Annotated in this window: 11 protein-coding genes and 4 tRNA genes; 1 reads left to right on the top strand and 14 read right to left on the bottom strand. The window is 56.1% G+C overall.

From position 1 onward, the window contains the following. Window positions 1–54: 54 nt before the first annotated feature. The 14 genes from rpoC to AC07V8_RS12470 form a co-directional block, all read right to left on the bottom strand. Entirely contained in the window at window positions 55–4,293 is a 4,239-nt protein-coding gene (rpoC, locus tag AC07V8_RS12535; RefSeq protein ID WP_494678671.1) for a DNA-directed RNA polymerase subunit beta', read from the bottom strand. Window positions 4,294–4,447: 154 nt separating this feature from the next. Next, entirely contained in the window at window positions 4,448–8,554 is a 4,107-nt protein-coding gene (gene rpoB, locus AC07V8_RS12530) for a DNA-directed RNA polymerase subunit beta (protein ID WP_494678672.1), read from the bottom strand. 269 nt (window positions 8,555–8,823) lie between these two features. Continuing rightward, on the bottom strand, window positions 8,824–9,198 hold the full coding sequence (gene rplL / locus AC07V8_RS12525) for a 50S ribosomal protein L7/L12 (RefSeq protein WP_092360178.1): 375 nt from the start codon (window positions 9,196–9,198) through the stop codon (window positions 8,824–8,826). A 127-nt stretch (window positions 9,199–9,325) separates the two neighbouring features. After that, window positions 9,326–9,823: a 50S ribosomal protein L10 gene (gene rplJ / locus AC07V8_RS12520; RefSeq protein ID WP_494678673.1), complete on the bottom strand. Its 498-nt coding sequence runs from the start codon at window positions 9,821–9,823 to the stop codon at window positions 9,326–9,328. Window positions 9,824–10,157: 334 nt separating this feature from the next. Beyond that, window positions 10,158–10,853: a 50S ribosomal protein L1 gene (gene rplA, locus AC07V8_RS12515; RefSeq protein ID WP_211442988.1), complete on the bottom strand. Its 696-nt coding sequence runs from the start codon at window positions 10,851–10,853 to the stop codon at window positions 10,158–10,160. Next, window positions 10,853–11,284, bottom strand: coding sequence for a 50S ribosomal protein L11 (gene rplK, locus AC07V8_RS12510; RefSeq protein WP_038484621.1), 432 nt, complete (start codon window positions 11,282–11,284; stop codon window positions 10,853–10,855). The genes rplA and rplK overlap by 1 nt, the downstream gene beginning before the upstream one ends. Before the next feature lie 152 nt (window positions 11,285–11,436). Continuing rightward, window positions 11,437–12,036, bottom strand: coding sequence for a transcription termination/antitermination protein NusG (gene nusG / locus AC07V8_RS12505; RefSeq protein WP_061936347.1), 600 nt, complete (start codon window positions 12,034–12,036; stop codon window positions 11,437–11,439). Then, window positions 12,036–12,419: a preprotein translocase subunit SecE gene (gene secE, locus AC07V8_RS12500; RefSeq protein WP_098495071.1), complete on the bottom strand. Its 384-nt coding sequence runs from the start codon at window positions 12,417–12,419 to the stop codon at window positions 12,036–12,038. Before secE ends, nusG begins: the two co-directional genes overlap by 1 nt. Before the next feature lie 36 nt (window positions 12,420–12,455). Beyond that, a tRNA-Trp gene (locus tag AC07V8_RS12495) sits at window positions 12,456–12,531 on the bottom strand. Window positions 12,532–12,641: 110 nt separating this feature from the next. Then, window positions 12,642–13,838, bottom strand: a complete 1,197-nt coding sequence (gene tuf / locus AC07V8_RS12490; RefSeq protein ID WP_061532011.1) for an elongation factor Tu — start codon at window positions 13,836–13,838, stop codon at window positions 12,642–12,644. A 151-nt stretch (window positions 13,839–13,989) separates the two neighbouring features. Then, window positions 13,990–14,064: transfer RNA gene (locus AC07V8_RS12485), tRNA-Thr, on the bottom strand. A gap of 90 nt (window positions 14,065–14,154) precedes the next feature. Beyond that, a tRNA-Gly gene (locus tag AC07V8_RS12480) sits at window positions 14,155–14,228 on the bottom strand. 78 nt (window positions 14,229–14,306) lie between these two features. Then, window positions 14,307–14,392, bottom strand: a tRNA-Tyr gene (locus AC07V8_RS12475). 170 nt (window positions 14,393–14,562) lie between these two features. Further along, a complete protein-coding gene (locus AC07V8_RS12470; RefSeq protein ID WP_494678675.1) occupies window positions 14,563–15,657 on the bottom strand; it encodes a gamma-glutamyl-gamma-aminobutyrate hydrolase family protein in 1,095 nt (364 codons plus the stop codon). A 223-nt stretch (window positions 15,658–15,880) separates the two neighbouring features. On the opposite strand from AC07V8_RS12470, the gene kefF reads away from it, so the two are divergent. Beyond that, entirely contained in the window at window positions 15,881–16,468 is a 588-nt protein-coding gene (gene kefF / locus AC07V8_RS12465; protein WP_494678676.1) for a glutathione-regulated potassium-efflux system oxidoreductase KefF, read from the top strand.

Raw genomic sequence — 16,468 nt, 5'->3', positions numbered from 1 at the left:
AGCAGCGGATGAATATCATCCGCTGCCATTCTATTGGCTAATCTGGTAAGAGGATTAAGCTTCGCCGCTTTCCTGCGCACCCAGCTCTTCAGCTGCGCGTGCTTCCGCGGCCGCCAGGCGTGCTGCCTGCTCGGATTGCAACAATGCTGTGCGCTCTTCCGCTTCCCAGCTGTCTTTTTCCTTGCGTGCACGGTGGAACGCGAGACCGGTGCCGGCTGGAATCAGGCGGCCGACGATGACGTTTTCCTTCAGGCCGCGCAGCGTGTCTTTCTTGCCCATGATGGCGGCTTCGGTCAACACGCGAGTGGTTTCCTGGAACGATGCGGCCGAGATGAACGAATCGGTCGACAGCGATGCCTTGGTAATACCCAGCAATACGTTTTCGTAGGTTGCAGGAATCTTGCCCGCTGCAATCACGCGATCGTTTTCGTCCAGCAGTTCCGAACGCTCGACCTGCTCGCCAGTGATGTAAGACGCATCGCCGGCATCAACGATCTGAACGCGGCGCAACATCTGGCGCACGATCACTTCGATGTGCTTGTCGTTGATCTTCACGCCTTGCAAGCGGTACACGTCCTGGACTTCGTCGACGATATAGCGTGCCAGCGCTTCGATACCCAACAGGCGCAGGATGTCTTGCGGATCGGCTGGGCCGTCGACAATCATTTCACCCTTGTTCACAACCTGGCCGTCATGCACCAGCACTTGCTTGTCCTTGGTAATCAGGAACTCGTGCTTGTTGCCGTCCATGTCTGTGATTTCCAGACGTTGCTTACCCTTGGTTTCCTTACCGAACGCCACAGTACCGGTGACTTCAGCCAGCATACCGGCATCCTTCGGCGAACGTGCTTCGAACAGCTCGGCAACGCGCGGCAGACCCCCGGTAATATCGCGTGTCTTTTGCGATTCGGTCGGGATACGCGCCAGCACTTCACCAACGTGCACTTGCTGACCGTCTTTCACGGTAATCAGCGCGCCAACCTGGAAGCCGATGGTCACAGCGTGTTCAGTACCGGCGATCTTGACTTCTTCGCCTTGCTCGTTCAACAGTTTGACCTGTGGACGGACAGTCTTGGTAACCGAACCGCGACGCTTCGCATCGATAACCACCAGAGTCGACAGACCGGTGACTTCATCGATCTGACGGGCCACGGTCGAACCTTCTTCGACGTTCTCGAAGCGAACGGTACCGGTGTACTCGGTAATGATCGGACGGGTCAGCGGATCCCATGTCGCCAGCGCTGTACCAGCCTTGATGGTCAAGCCATCCTTGACGATCAGGGTGGCGCCGTAAGGGACTTTATGACGCTCGCGCTCACGGCCGTGGTCGTCGGTGATCAGGACTTCGCCGGAACGGGAAATCACGATCAGTTCGCCCTTGCCGTTAGTCACGTAACGCATGGTCGCCGTGAAGCGGACCGTACCGTTGGACTTGGCTTCCACACTGGATGCCACTGCCGAACGCGATGCCGCACCACCGATGTGGAAAGTACGCATGGTCAGCTGGGTACCCGGCTCACCGATCGACTGCGCGGCAACCACACCGACTGCTTCGCCGTTGTTGACCAGCGTGCCGCGGCCCAGGTCGCGACCGTAGCATTGCGCGCACAGGCCGTAGCGTGTGTCGCAAGTCAGCGGCGTGCGGACCTTGACTTCATCGATGCCGAGGCGTTCGATTTCTTCGACTGCATCTTCGTCCAGCAAAGTACCCGATTCGTACAGGGTGCCCTGGGTTTCCGGATTGACGATATCGTTGGCGGCAACGCGGCCGAGGATACGGTCGCGCAGCGCTTCGATCACTTCACCGCCTTCAACCATCGCCTTCATCGAGGCGCCGTTGGAAGTGCCGCAATCATCTTCGATCACGACCAGATCCTGGGTCACGTCAACCAGACGACGTGTCAGGTAACCCGAGTTCGCTGTCTTCAGCGCGGTATCGGCCAGACCTTTACGTGCACCGTGGGTCGAAATAAAGTACTGCAAAACGTTCAGACCTTCGCGGAAGTTCGCGGTGATCGGCGTTTCGATAATCGAACCATCCGGCTTCGCCATCAGGCCACGCATACCGGCCAGCTGACGAATCTGTGCAGCGGAACCGCGCGCACCGGAGTCGGCCATCATGTAAATCGCGTTGAACGATTCCTGAGTGCCCTTGGTGCCGTCGCGGCGCACCACGTCTTCTACCTTCAGCTGTTCCATCATCGCCTTGCCGACGTCGTCGCCGGCCTTGCCCCAGATGTCCACAACCTTGTTGTAGCGTTCGCCTGCAGTCACCAGACCGGACGAGTACTGCTGTTCGATCTGCTTCACTTCTTGTTCCGCAGTCGCGATGATGGTTGCCTTTTGCGGCGGTACCAGCATGTCGTCCACGCAGATCGAGATACCGGCGCGGGTCGCCAGGCGGAAACCGGACTGCATCAGCTGGTCGGCAAACACCACCGTCGCGCGCAGGCCGCACTTACGGAACGATGTGTTGATCAGCTTCGAGATTTCCTTCTTCTTCAACGCGCGGTTCAGCACGGTGAATGGCAGGCCCTTAGGCAGGATTTCCGACAGGATCGCACGGCCGACAGTCGTTTCGTAACGCTTGATGGTCTTGACGAATTCGCCAGTCACCGCATCCTTCGGATACTCGGTGATACGCACGGTAACGCGGGTCGTCAGCTCGACTTCCTTGTTGTCGTAGGCACGGATGGCTTCCGACACGTCAGGGAACATCATGCCTTCGCCCTTGCCGTTGATTTGCTCACGGGTGGCGTAGTACAGACCCAGCACGATATCCTGCGACGGCACGATCGACGGCTCGCCGTTCGATGGGAACAGGATGTTGTTGGAAGCCAGCATCAAAGTGCGCGCTTCCATCTGTGCTTCGATCGACAGTGGCACGTGGACCGCCATTTGGTCGCCGTCAAAGTCGGCGTTGAATGCGGCGCAGACCAGCGGGTGCAATTGGATCGCCTTGCCTTCGATCAGGACCGGCTCAAACGCCTGGATACCCAAGCGGTGCAATGTAGGCGCACGGTTCAACATGACCGGATGTTCACGGATCACGTCTTCCAGGATGTCCCACACCACGGAAGTCTGGTTTTCAACTTCCTTCTTGGCTGCCTTGATCGTACTGGCGATGCCCATCACTTCCAGCTTGTGGAAAATGAATGGCTTGAACAGTTCCAGGGCCATCAATTTCGGCAAGCCGCATTGATGCAGTTTCAGTTGTGGACCCACCACGATCACCGAACGGCCGGAATAGTCGACGCGCTTACCCAGCAAGTTCTGACGGAAACGGCCGCCCTTACCCTTGATCATTTCTGCCAGGGATTTCAGCGGACGCTTGTTGGCGCCAGTCATTGCCTTGCCGCGACGGCCGTTGTCCAGCAGCGAGTCAACCGCTTCCTGCAACATCCGCTTTTCGTTGCGGGTGATGATTTCCGGAGCGCGCAATTCCATCAGGCGCTTCAGGCGGTTGTTACGGTTGATGACGCGGCGATACAGGTCGTTCAGGTCGGAGGTAGCGAAACGGCCGCCATCCAGCGGCACCAGCGGACGCAACTCAGGCGGCAGTACTGGCAACACTTCCATGATCATCCAGTCAGGCTTGATGCCCGAACGCTGGAACGCTTCCAGCACCTTCAGGCGCTTGGCGTATTTCTTGATCTTGGCTTCGGACTTTGACTCTTTCAATTCCTGACGCAGAGTTTCCGCATCGCGGTCGATATCGATCGCGCGCAGCAACTCACGGATGCCTTCGGCGCCCATGAATGCGGTGAAATCGTCGCCGTACTCTTCGTACTTGGCAGCGTAGTCGTCTTCCGACATGATCTGGCAACGCTTCAGCGGCGTCATGCCTGGATCAGTGATGACGTAGGCTTCAAAATACAATACGCGTTCGATATCCCGCAGGGTCATGTCGAGGACCATGCCCAGACGCGACGGCAGCGATTTCAGGAACCAGATATGCGCAGTCGGCGAGGCCAGTTCGATATGACCCATGCGCTCACGGCGCACCTTGGCCAGCGTGACTTCAACGCCGCACTTTTCGCAGATCACACCGCGATGCTTCAGACGCTTGTACTTGCCGCAGAGGCATTCGTAGTCTTTGATCGGGCCAAAAATCTTGGCGCAGAACAGACCGTCGCGCTCTGGCTTGAAGGTACGGTAGTTGATGGTTTCAGGCTTTTTTACTTCGCCATAAGACCACGAACGAATTTTTTCGGGCGACGCCAGACCAATCTTGATCGAGTCGAACTGTTCATTTTGCTGAACTTGCTTGAATAAATCGAGCAGTGCTTTCATGTATCACTCCAGTTGGCGTGAAGAAACTAAGATTCTTTACTATTGCTGCGTAGGGTGGGCAGCTATGCCCACGCGTGACGTCAAGTCCAACACAAGACTTGCTTCGATAACGCGTGGGCAGAAAATCTGCCCACCCTACTTCTCTGTACTCGGATTACTCGCGGTCGAGGTCCATATCAATACCCAGCGAGCGGATTTCTTTCAACAGCACGTTGAAGGATTCCGGCATGCCGGCGTCGATCACATGGTCACCCTTGACCAGGTTTTCATACACCTTGGTACGACCGTTCACGTCATCCGACTTCACTGTCAGCATTTCCTGCAGCACGTACGACGCACCGTAAGCTTCCAATGCCCAAACTTCCATCTCACCGAAACGCTGGCCGCCGAACTGCGCTTTACCACCCAGCGGCTGCTGGGTAACCAGCGAGTAAGGACCGGTAGAACGTGCATGCATCTTGTCGTCGACCAGATGGTGCAGTTTCAGGTAATGCATGTAGCCGACCGTAACATTGCGCTCGAAAGCTTCGCCGGTACGGCCGTCATACATCGTGACCTGGTTCTTCGAAGGCGTCATGCCCAGCTGCTTGGCGATGACGTCCGGATAAGCCAGGTCCAGCATGCGGCGGATTTCCTCTTCGTGCGCACCGTCAAACACCGGCGTCGCGAATGGCACGCCTTGCTTCAGGTTGTCCGCCAGATGGAAGATTTCCTCATCGCTCATGCCGTCCAGATCTTCCGTCTTGCCCGATTCGTTGTAGATCGTGTTCAGGAACTTGCGCAGTTCGGCAATCTTGGCTTGCGCCTTCAGCATTTCGCCGATACGCAGGCCCAGACCCTTGGCAGCCCAGCCCAGATGGACTTCCAGAACCTGACCGATGTTCATACGCGATGGCACGCCCAGCGGGTTCAGCACGATATCTGCCGGTGTACCGTCGGCCATGTGCGGCATGTCTTCGATCGGCAGGATGCGCGAAACCACACCCTTGTTACCGTGGCGACCCGCCATCTTGTCGCCAGGTTGCAGGCGGCGCTTAACAGCCAGGTAAACCTTGACCATTTTTTGTACGCCAGGCTGCAGCTCGTCGCCCTGCGTCAGCTTCTTGCGCTTTTCTTCAAATGCCAGATCGAACTGGTGACGCTTCTCGGCGATCGATTCCTTGATCGCTTCCAGCGCTACCGCTGCATCGTCGTCCGCCGGGCGGATATCGAACCAGTGGTATTTGTCCAGGTCCGCCAGGTATTCCTTGGTCAGCTTGCTGCCCTTGGCCAGTTTCTTCGGACCGCCGTTGACAACCTTGCCGATCAACATGCGTTCCAGACGCTCGAAGGCATCGCCTTCAACAATCCGCAACTGGTCGTTCAAGTCCAGGCGATAGCGCTGCAGTTCGTCATCGATGATCTGCTGTGCGCGCTTGTCGCGCTGGATGCCTTCGCGGGTAAACACTTGCACATCGATCACGGTGCCGACCATGCCCGAAGGCACGCGCAGCGACGTATCTTTAACGTCAGAAGCCTTTTCACCGAAGATCGCGCGCAGCAGCTTTTCTTCCGGCGTCAGCTGGGTTTCACCCTTAGGCGTCACCTTACCGACCAGCGTATCGCCGGCTTCAACTTCAGCACCGATGTAGACGATGCCGGACTCATCCAGACGCGCCAACTGATTTTCGGCCAGGTTGGAGATGTCGCGGGTGATTTCTTCAGCGCCCAGCTTGGTGTCGCGTGCAACCACCGACAACTCTTCGATATGGATCGACGTGTAGCGGTCGTCAGCCACGACTTTTTCAGAGATCAAAATCGAATCTTCGAAGTTGTAGCCGTTCCATGGCATAAACGCCACCAGCATGTTCTGGCCCAGAGCCAGCTCGCCCAGATCGGTCGATGCGCCATCGGCGATCACGTCGTGCTTGGCGACGCGGTCACCAACTTGCACGATCGGCCGTTGGTTGATGTTGGTGTTCTGGTTCGAACGTGTGTACTTGATCAGATTGTAGATATCGACACCGACTTCGCCGGCAGTCGCTTCTTCGTCATTCACACGAATCACGACACGACCTGCATCGACGTAATCAACGATACCGCCACGCAGTGCCTGCACGGTGGTGCCCGAGTCGACTGCCACGGTGCGTTCGATACCGGTACCGACCAATGCCTTCTCTGGGCGCAGGCAAGGAACTGCCTGGCGCTGCATGTTGGCGCCCATCAATGCGCGGTTCGCGTCATCGTGTTCGAGGAACGGGATCAGCGAAGCAGCAACCGACACCACCTGGCCTGGCGCCACGTCCATGTACTGGACGCGTTCTGGCGACACCAGGATGGTTTCACCAGCTTCACGTGCGGAAACCAGTTCATCCGACAGCTTCAGGGACTTGTCGATGGTCGCATTCGCCTGGGCGATGATGTAGCGGCCTTCTTCAATCGCCGACAGATAGTCGATCTGGTCGGTGACCTTGCTGTCTTCAACCTTGCGGTACGGGGTCTCGAGGAAACCGTATTCGTTCAGGCGAGCATACAGAGCCAGCGAGTTGATCAGGCCAATGTTCGGACCTTCCGGTGTTTCGATCGGGCAGACGCGGCCATAGTGGGTCGGATGCACGTCGCGCACTTCAAAGCCAGCGCGCTCACGGGTCAGACCGCCCGGTCCAAGTGCCGATACGCGGCGCTTGTGGGTGATTTCCGACAGCGGGTTGGTCTGGTCCATAAACTGCGACAACTGCGACGAACCGAAGAATTCACGGATCGCAGCCGAAATCGGCTTGGAATTGATCAGGTCATGCGGCATCAGGTTGTCCGCTTCGGCTTGGCCGAGGCGTTCCTTGACAGCACGCTCGACACGTACCAGGCCAGCGCGGAACTGATTCTCAGCCAGTTCGCCGACGCAACGCACACGACGGTTGCCCAAGTGATCGATATCGTCCACTTCGCCGCGGCCGTTACGCAATTCCACCAGGATCTTGATCACAGCCAGCACGTCGTCGTTCGACAGTGTCATGGCGCCGGTCAGTTCATCGCGGCCGATACGGCGGTTGAACTTCATGCGGCCGACAGCCGACAAATCGTAACGGTCAGCGTTGTAGAACAGGCCGTTGAACAGCGCCTCGACCGAATCTTCGGTTGGCGGTTCGCCAGGACGCATCATGCGATAGATCGCGACGCGGGCAGCCATCTGGTCGTTGGTGTCATCGCTGCGCAGAGTCTGCGAGATGTAGCTACCTTGGTCCAGGTCGTTGGTGTACAGAGTCTGGATGTCGCTGATGTCAGCTTCACGCAGCTTGGCCAGCAATTCTTCGGTCAGCTCGTCGTTGGCGTTGGCCACTACTTCGCCGGTGTCGCCGTCAACGATGTTGCGCGCCAGGACGCGGCCCAGCAGGTAGTCTTCCGGTACCGAGATATGCTTGATGCCGGCGGCTTCCACGTCACGCACGTGCTTGGAATTGATACGCTTGTCTTTCGCGACCAGGACCTTGCCCGCTTTGTCGGTGATGTCGAAACGCGCAACTTCGCCACGCAGGCGTTCTGCCACGAATTCCATCTCCGCGCCTTCGTTACGCAACGCGAAGTTGTCGAATACGAAGAAGTTGGCCAGGATCTGCTCGACCGACATGCCGATCGCTTTCAGCAGGATCGTGACAGGCATCTTGCGGCGGCGGTCGACGCGGAAGAACAGGATGTCTTTCGGGTCGAACTCGAAATCCAGCCATGAACCGCGGTAAGGAATGATACGGGCCGAGAACAGCAGCTTGCCGGACGAGTGCGTCTTGCCGCGGTCATGCTCAAAGAACACGCCTGGCGAACGATGCAGCTGCGATACGATAACGCGTTCGGTGCCGTTGATGACGAACGAACCGGTAGTCGTCATGAGCGGCAATTCGCCCATGTAGACTTCCTGTTCTTTCATTTCCTTGACGACCGGCTTGGTCGGCGATTCCTTGTCCAGGATCACCAGACGCACCTTGGCGCGCAATGGCGACGCGAACGTCAGGCCACGCTGTTGGCATTCCTTGACGTCGAACGGCGGATCGCCGAGCACGTACGACAGGAATTCGAGACGCGCAAAACCATTGTGCGAAACGATAGGGAAAATAGAGGTGAAAGCCGATTGCAGGCCCTCATTCTTACGTTGAGACGGTACTTTGTCTTGTTGCAGGAAGCCAAGATACGACTCGAGCTGGGTCGCCAGCAGGAACGGAACGTGGTGAACGTTAGCGCGTTTCGCAAAAGATTTACGAATACGCTTCTTCTCAGTAAATGAGTAGTGCATTGAACACTCCGTGAGTGACAGGAAGGATAGAGAATTCAGGATTCGCTGGATATTTTGGTGAAACTAGACAAAACTAATGGTCTAGCTACACTGTCTTAACCAACAATTCCTCAAGTCTCAGCCCTTCGAGCTTGATGGCAACGGACGCTTAGTAAAACAACAAGCGCTAAACAAAATCAAAAACGACAAAGGAGCCAAAGCCGAACCCTCTTAATCGAGAGTTCTGCACTTTGACTCCAGCGCAATAAATGCGCTCAAAAAAACTGAAATTACTTGATTTCAGCTTCTGCGCCGGCTTCAACCAATTTCTTGGCTGCTGCATCAGCGTCGGCTTTCGAAACGCCTTCTTTAACTGCCTTCGGTGCGCCGTCAACCAGGTCTTTAGCTTCTTTCAAGCCCAGACCGGTGATTTCGCGGACAGCCTTAATCACGCCAACCTTGTTCGCGCCGATGCCCTTGAGCATGACGGTGAACTCGGTTTGCTCTTCAGCAACAGCAGCAGCGCCGCCGCCTGCGCCGCCAGCAACTGCAACAGCAGCTGCGGAAACGCCGAACTTCTCTTCGAATGCCTTTACCAGGTCATTCAATTCCATAACAGTCAGACCATCGATCTGGGTCAGGAATGCATCTTTATCAAAAGCCATGTGAACTACTCCTAATATGTTGGGGACAGAGTACCGCTACGCTTAACTCTTTCCCGCAAAACAAATGTTTATTACAGTAATAACATCTGATTGGTTTTAACGCCAAGAAAGCGCCATGAAACTGCAATTAAGCAGCTTCGGCTTCTTTCTTTGCTGCCAGAGCAGCCAAACCACGCACAAATCCAGCGATCGGCATCTGCATCATGCCCACAACTTGGGCCAGCAGAACTTCGCGACTTGGAATGTTTGCCAACGCTTGCACAGCCGCTTTATCAAGCGACTTGCCAGCGAAGTTACCTGCCTTGACAACCAGTTTGTCGTTGGTTTTTGCAAAGTCGTTGATGACTTTTGCAGCAGCAACGGCATCCTCGGAGATCGAATAGATCAACGGGCCGGTCATTTGCGAGGCGAGGTCGGCAAACGCGGTACCTTCAACGGCGCGACGTGCCAGTGTATTTTTCAATACACGCAGGTACACACCTTGGGTACGCGCATTAGCGCGCAGTTGGGTCAAGTGACCAACCTGGATGCCACGATATTCGGCCACGACGATAGTCTGTGCAGCAGCTACTTTTGCAGAGACTTCGGCGACTACGGCCTTTTTGTCATTCAGATTGAGACTCAAGATCAACCTCCAAAAATGATGCTCGGAAAATACACAGCCGCAGATGGCTGCTTACCTTACATCGGTTCGAACACGGCGTCCGAAGTTAGGAGTTCAGAACTTGCGCATGACTCAGAGTGAACCAACACGCAGCGATGAGACTACAAAACTTGTTCGGGTACACCATCTGCGTTGGGTTGCTTGCGCGGTTTAACTTTGTCTCGCAGCTTATTTCCTGCCAGACGCCGCCCAACGGTCTTTGATTGCCTGGACTTGTATCGTTACCGCCAATACAGGTCCAGCCCAAAGATTCGCCCGCCGGCTTTTCAGCCAGCAGGACTTAATTCAATGCAGCTTAAGCAGCCAGAGTCGATTGATCGACACGGACGCCAGCGCCCATGGTCGAAGACATCGAGATCTTGCGCAGGTATACACCCTTGCTGGTGGCTGGCTTAGCTTTGCTCAATGCATCGATCAGTGCCAACAAGTTGGACTTCAGTTCTGCATCGCTAAACGATTTACGGCCGATGGTTGCGTGAACGATACCGGCTTTGTCGGTACGGTATTGCACTTGACCGGCTTTTGCGTTCTTGACGGCGGTAGCGACGTCAGGAGTAACAGTACCGACCTTCGGATTAGGCATCAAACCGCGTGGGCCCAGGATCTGACCCAGGGTACCAACGATACGCATGGTATCTGGCGATGCGATCACGATATCGAAAGGCATGTTGCCGGCTTTGATTTGCTCTGCCAGGTCTTCCATGCCAACGATGTCGGCGCCGGCAGCTTTAGCTTGCTCGGCTTTTTCGCCGGAAGCAAATACTGCAACGCGAACGGTCTTGCCGGTGCCGGCTGGCAGCACGACGGAACCGCGAACCACTTGGTCCGATTTCTTTGCATCAACGCCCAACTGGACGGATACATCGATCGATTCGTTGAATTTTGCAGTTGCGCATTCCTTGATCAGCGCAACAGCGCTGTCGAATGGATATGCCTTGGTGCGATCAACTTTAGCTTTGATCGCTTTTGCGCGTTTAGTTAACTTAGCCATTACAGACCCTCCACCGTGATGCCCATCGAACGAGCAGAACCAGCGATAGTACGAACGCCGGCTTCCAGATCAGCACCAGTCAAATCGGGCTTCTTCAAGGTAGCGATTTCTTCTGCTTGCTTACGGGTGATCGAACCGACTTTGTCGGTATGCGGCTTAGCCGAACCCTTGGTGATGCCAGCAGCCTTCTTGATCAGGATCGTTGCTGGAGGCGTCTTCATCACGAATGTGAAGGACTTGTCAGCGAACGCGGTGATCACGACTGGAATTGGCAGGCCTGGCTCAACACCTTGGGTCTGGGCATTGAATGCCTTACAGAATTCCATGATGTTCAGACCGCGCTGACCCAGTGCTGGACCAATCGGTGGGGATGGGTTTGCTTTACCAGCTGGAACTTGCAGCTTGATAAAACCAATGATTTTCTTTGCCATGATGGCTCCTACGTTAAGTGAGTATTAGCGCCTTTTTGATCCGCCCGGTTGAACCGGAAGATGTAATAGGGCTCCTCTTACTGCATCGGATTCCTCGGACTTTCGTCCATGACGCTCCGAACGGCGTTTATTTTTAGACCCGCTTGAGCCGCTTAGACTTTTTCGACCTTGTCGAATTCCAGCTCAACCGGCGTAGCGCGGCCGAAGATGGTGACGGTCACGCGTACGCGCGATTTCTCGTAATTCACTTCTTCGACGTTGCCGTTGAAATCGGTGAAAGCACCTTCCTTGATGCGCACCAGCTCGCCGACTTCATACAGAACCTTAGGCCGTGGCTTCTCGATGCCATCTTGCATCTGCTGCATGATCTTGTCGACTTCATGCTGCGGAATCGGGGTAGGCTTGTTCGACTTGCCGCCGATGAAACCGGTCACCTTGTTGGTGTTCTTTACCAGATGCCAGGTTTCGTCCGTCATTTCCATCTCGACCAGGACATAACCTGGGAAGAAACGACGTTCGGTAACGGCTTTCTGGCCATTCTTGACTTCAATCACTTCTTCAGTCGGCACCAGGATCTGGCCGAACTGTTCTTGCATTCCGGCGCGGTCAATGCGCTCGGTAAGCGCGCGTTGCACGCTCTTTTCCATACCGGAATAAGCATGCACCACATACCAGCGCTTTTTGCCCGCTGGCGCCGAAGGCGTTACAGCAGGCGGCGTTGCTTGCGCATCGTTTTGTGTGCTATCGCTCATTATTGTTTCCAACCCAATATCACGTCGTACAACAAGACTTCGAGGATCTTATCGATGCCCCACAGGAAAATCGCCATCACCAGCACAAATGCGAAAACGATGGCAGTGATCTGCATCGCTTCCTTGCGGGTCGGCCAGACCACCTTTTTTGTCTCACGCACGGCTTCTTTGGCGAAACCAAGGAACTCACGGCCTTGGGTCGAAGTCCATGCCAGCGCGACTGCCGCCACCAAACCGGCAACCAGTGCACCAGCGCGCACCAGACCAGACTGGCCCGACAAAAAATAAAAGCCGACAACGCCGGCGACGACAGCCAAAACTGCCAGTATTACTTTGAGCTTGCTGCCGGATTCGCCGACAGTTTGCACAGGGTGGTTAGACATACGCGGTTTACTTTCAGTACCCTACACCTGAATCGGTGGCAGGGGCGGAGGGCATCGAACCCCCAACCTCCGGTTTTGGAGACCGGCGCTCTGCCAATTGAGCTACACCCCTACGCTTAAAACACTTCCCTGACCAGCCGCTCGGCAACTTCTTGCTTGCTGATCAGACATCAACGCCGCGAGACCGGTTTTCCCGGGTCGCGGCGATTACTGCTATTTCAATTACGCGTCAGGCAGGATCTTGGCAACAACACCTGCACCAACAGTACGGCCACCTTCGCGGATCGCGAAACGCAGGCCTTCTTCCATCGCGATTGGGTTGATCAGCATGACTGTGATCGACACGTTATCGCCTGGCATGACCATTTCTTTGTCTTTCGGCAACTCGATCGAACCAGTCACGTCCGTCGTACGGAAGTAGAACTGTGGACGATAGTTGTTGAAGAAAGGCGTATGACGGCCACCTTCGTCTTTCGACAGAACATAGATCTCGCCAGTGAAATGCTTGTGTGGCTTGATCGAACCTGGCTTGGCCAACACTTGGCCCCGCTCCACGTCTTCACGCTTGGTGCCGCGCAGCAGCACGCCAACGTTGTCGCCGGCTTGACCTTGGTCCAGCAGCTTGCGGAACATTTCAACGCCAGTACATGTTGTATCTTGCGTATCGCGGATACCAACGATTTGCAGCGCTTCGCCAACCTTGACGATACCGCGCTCAACACGACCGGTCACAACGGTACCGCGGCCGGAGATCGAGAACACGTCTTCCACTGGCAGCAGGAAGGCGCCGTCAACAGCACGTTCCGGTGTCGGGATGTAAGTGTCCAGTGCTTCAGCCAGAGCCATGATGGCTTGCTCGCCCAATGGGCCAGTGTCGCCTTCCAGAGCCAGCTTCGCCGAACCCTTGATGATTGGCAGGTCGTCGCCTGGGAATTCGTACTTGGTCAACAGCTCGCGCACTTCCATTTCGACCAGCTCGAGCAATTCTTCGTCGTCGACCATGTCAGCCTTGTTCAGGAACACGATGATGTATGGCACGCCAACTTGACGCGACAGCAGGATGTGTTCGCGCGTCTGTGGCATTGGGCCGTCAGCTGCCGAGCAAACCAGGATCGCGCCGTCCATCTGCGCGGCACCGGTGATCATGTTTTTCACATAGTCAGCATGGCCTGGGCAGTCAACGTGCGCGTAGTGGCGGTTGGCAGTTTCGTATTCAACGTGCGCGGTGTTGATCGTGATGCCGCGCGCTTTTTCTTCTGGCGCTGCGTCAATCTGATCGTACGCTTTGGCTTCGCCGCCAAATTTCTTCGACAATACTGTCGCGATCGCTGCTGTCAGCGTGGTCTTGCCGTGGTCGACGTGGCCGATAGTGCCGACGTTGACGTGCGGCTTGGTCCGCTCAAACTTGCCTTTTGCCATCTTAGACTCCTAAAGATTTGATGAGAATGTTCAGGCCAGCGCCCGACCGTCTTACAGATTGAAAACTCGAATTGAAAACCCGAATCAATAGTGACATCCAACTTTCACGGCGCCAGTGCCGGCGCCGCAAATTAAACCGAGATACTAAATCTGGTGCCCTTGACGTGGATCGAACACGTGGCCTCTCCCTTACCAAGGGAGTGCTCTACCACTGAGCTACAAGGGCTATGCTGTATGCGTGCTTCGATTATTAACAACACGCCCAACTTAATGTTCTTGCTATTTTTACTTTCCTTGCTGTTTTTGCAAAATCTACTGGAGCGGGTGAAGGGAATCGAACCCTCGTCATAAGCTTGGAAGGCTTCAGCTCTACCATTGAGCTACACCCGCGAGATCATTTCAATTCAGCTCACTTCACTTCTACCGCCGCACTATCTTTTACAGCTGCTGCTTTACTTCTTCCCAAAATGGTGGAGAGGGCTGGATTCGAACCAGCGTACTCGTAAGAGGGCAGATTTACAGTCTGCTGCCATTAACCACTCGGCCACCTCTCCGCAGGGAACCCCAGATTATAGTAAAGCACCCTCTGAGTGTCAACTGTGGAAATCGAATTCTGCTAAATATTTCTTAGTTTTTTCGATTTCCCCGTCGCAATGCCGTCGGGCCCAGCCGGAATCGGGAAAAAGCGTGAAAAACACTTCACCGGCCAAGGCGCGAGATAATATCAGAAACGCGTCTCGCGTGCAGCTCTTAAAAATCCATCGAGGATTGGAGTGCAATCCAGCAACTGCGGACCGCCAGCCCGATGGAATTCCGGATGCCATTGCAAACCCATGACAAAAGCTGCCTTGCGGTAACGAATTGCTTCAACGATATTGTCGCTGCCGGAAATCGCTTCCACCGTCAGGTCGCGCCCCAGGTCGCGCACCGCCTGGTGATGGATGGAATTGACCACCCATTCGCTCTGCTCGCTGCCGTGGGTATTGAACAAGGTTGCCAGAGAGGAACCCGGCGGAAACTGGATCGCATGATGCAGCCGGTCGTATTCATCGTTCACATGCTTGATCGAGGTCGGCACATCGGTGGCAATGTCCTGATACAGGGTGCCGCCAAAGGCCACATTGATCAATTGACAACCGCGGCAAATCCCCAGCACTGGTTTGCCGGCTTCGATGAATTCATGCAGCAGCTCCAGCTCGTACATGTCGCGCACGCGGTCGCCGCCCCATTCCGGCCGGGTGGCTGCCTGGGCGTAGCTTTGCGGCGAGACGTCGGCGCCGCCCTGCAGCACCAGGCCGTCCAGGTGCTTGGCGTAGTCGCGCAAGCGGATCGAACTGGGATGGACCAAACCGTTGGTGTTGACGGTAGGAATCATGAACACCAGCACATTGCGCGACATGACCCACTGCGCGATCGACTCTTCCAGGTATTGCAGGGTGCGCCCGCGCAGGCCCTTGGCGCCTTCTTCCGGATGAAAGATGCGCGCCGAGATGCCGATCTTCAGGGTCCGCTGCATCATGCGGCGGCCAGCCTTGTCCGACAGCGCGCGGAAACGCGCCGCGATCAGCTTCCAGGTTTGCGGCCAGGGAGGGGAGTCGTCACCGCCCGGACCGGCGGCCCTGAAAGCGGGATGCGGCTGGGCTGCAGCCGGTTCTGGCTGAGCTGCGGCGGGTTGCGGCTGCGGCGACTCCTTGGCGGCTGCCGCAACGGGCTCGGTCTGGGCCGCTTGAGGCGCTGCTGGCGGCAGGGGTTCGAACGTCCCCTCTGGAACGGAATTGGCTGGATCGCTGGGCGGATCGCTCGGTTTGGTGTCGGACATATTTATTAGGAATTGTCAGAAGTAAAAATGTTTGCGAAAGTACTGCTAGCATGTGGCTGCGAATAAAACAGCGCAGCACTTTGGCACGCCGATCAAAAAACTATTTGCCAAAGTATAGGCTCGATTAGCCTGTGAGCATGGTTTTCACGATCGGTTCAGCCAGAATTAGCCGTTTGCCGAATATTTCCCTTTTTGATTTGCTTAAATACCCAGCCTTGCCGACATGTCCAAACCACCGCAAATCCTGATCCTGTACGCGCATCCGACGCCGCACCATTCACGCGTCAACCGCCGCCTGGCGCAGGCCGCCGCCAAGATGCCGAACGTTAAGGTACACGACCTCTACGAGCTCTATCCCGATTTCCATATCCCGGTGCGGCGCGAGCAGGCGCTGCTGCAGGAAGCCGACCTGGTCGTGTTCCAGCATCCGGTGCAGTGGTACAGCATGCCGGCGCTGCTGAAACAATGGGTCGATTCGGTCTTCACCCCCGGCTGGGCTTACGGCCCCGGCGGCACTGCCTTGCACGGCAAGGATTTCTGGCTAGTCGCCACCCTGGGCGGCTCGGAGCGCTCCTATCAGCCGGAGGGCCACAACCAGCGGCCGTTCTCCGCCTTCCTGCCACCCTTCCAGCAAACCGCCGAGCTGTGCGGCATGCGCTGGCTGCCGCCGCATCTGCTGTTCGGCGCCCACCAGGTCAACCAGCAAACCCTCGCAGCCTACATAGATACCTACAAGAAGCGCCTGTCGCACTATCCCAACTGGCCCGAACTGCTGGCAGCCAGCACAACCGAGTCATTAACCGGTACCTGA

The sequence above is a fragment of the Collimonas sp. GW821-FHT02H07 genome, assembly GCF_059421505.1.
This window is presented reverse-complemented; position numbering and strand designations above follow the sequence as displayed.

Coding starts and splice junctions, on each gene's coding strand:
- rpoC (WP_494678671.1), bottom strand. CDS start 4,293: ATGAAAGCACTGCTCGATTTATTCAAGCAAGTTCAGCAAAATGAACAG.
- rpoB (WP_494678672.1), bottom strand. CDS start 8,554: ATGCACTACTCATTTACTGAGAAGAAGCGTATTCGTAAATCTTTTGCG.
- rplL (WP_092360178.1), bottom strand. CDS start 9,198: ATGGCTTTTGATAAAGATGCATTCCTGACCCAGATCGATGGTCTGACT.
- rplA (WP_211442988.1), bottom strand. CDS start 10,853: ATGGCTAAGTTAACTAAACGCGCAAAAGCGATCAAAGCTAAAGTTGAT.
- rplK (WP_038484621.1), bottom strand. CDS start 11,284: ATGGCAAAGAAAATCATTGGTTTTATCAAGCTGCAAGTTCCAGCTGGT.
- nusG (WP_061936347.1), bottom strand. CDS start 12,036: ATGAGCGATAGCACACAAAACGATGCGCAAGCAACGCCGCCTGCTGTA.
- secE (WP_098495071.1), bottom strand. CDS start 12,419: ATGTCTAACCACCCTGTGCAAACTGTCGGCGAATCCGGCAGCAAGCTC.
- tuf (WP_061532011.1), bottom strand. CDS start 13,838: ATGGCAAAAGGCAAGTTTGAGCGGACCAAGCCGCACGTCAACGTCGGC.
- AC07V8_RS12470 (WP_494678675.1), bottom strand. CDS start 15,657: ATGTCCGACACCAAACCGAGCGATCCGCCCAGCGATCCAGCCAATTCC.
- kefF (WP_494678676.1), top strand. CDS start 15,881: ATGTCCAAACCACCGCAAATCCTGATCCTGTACGCGCATCCGACGCCG.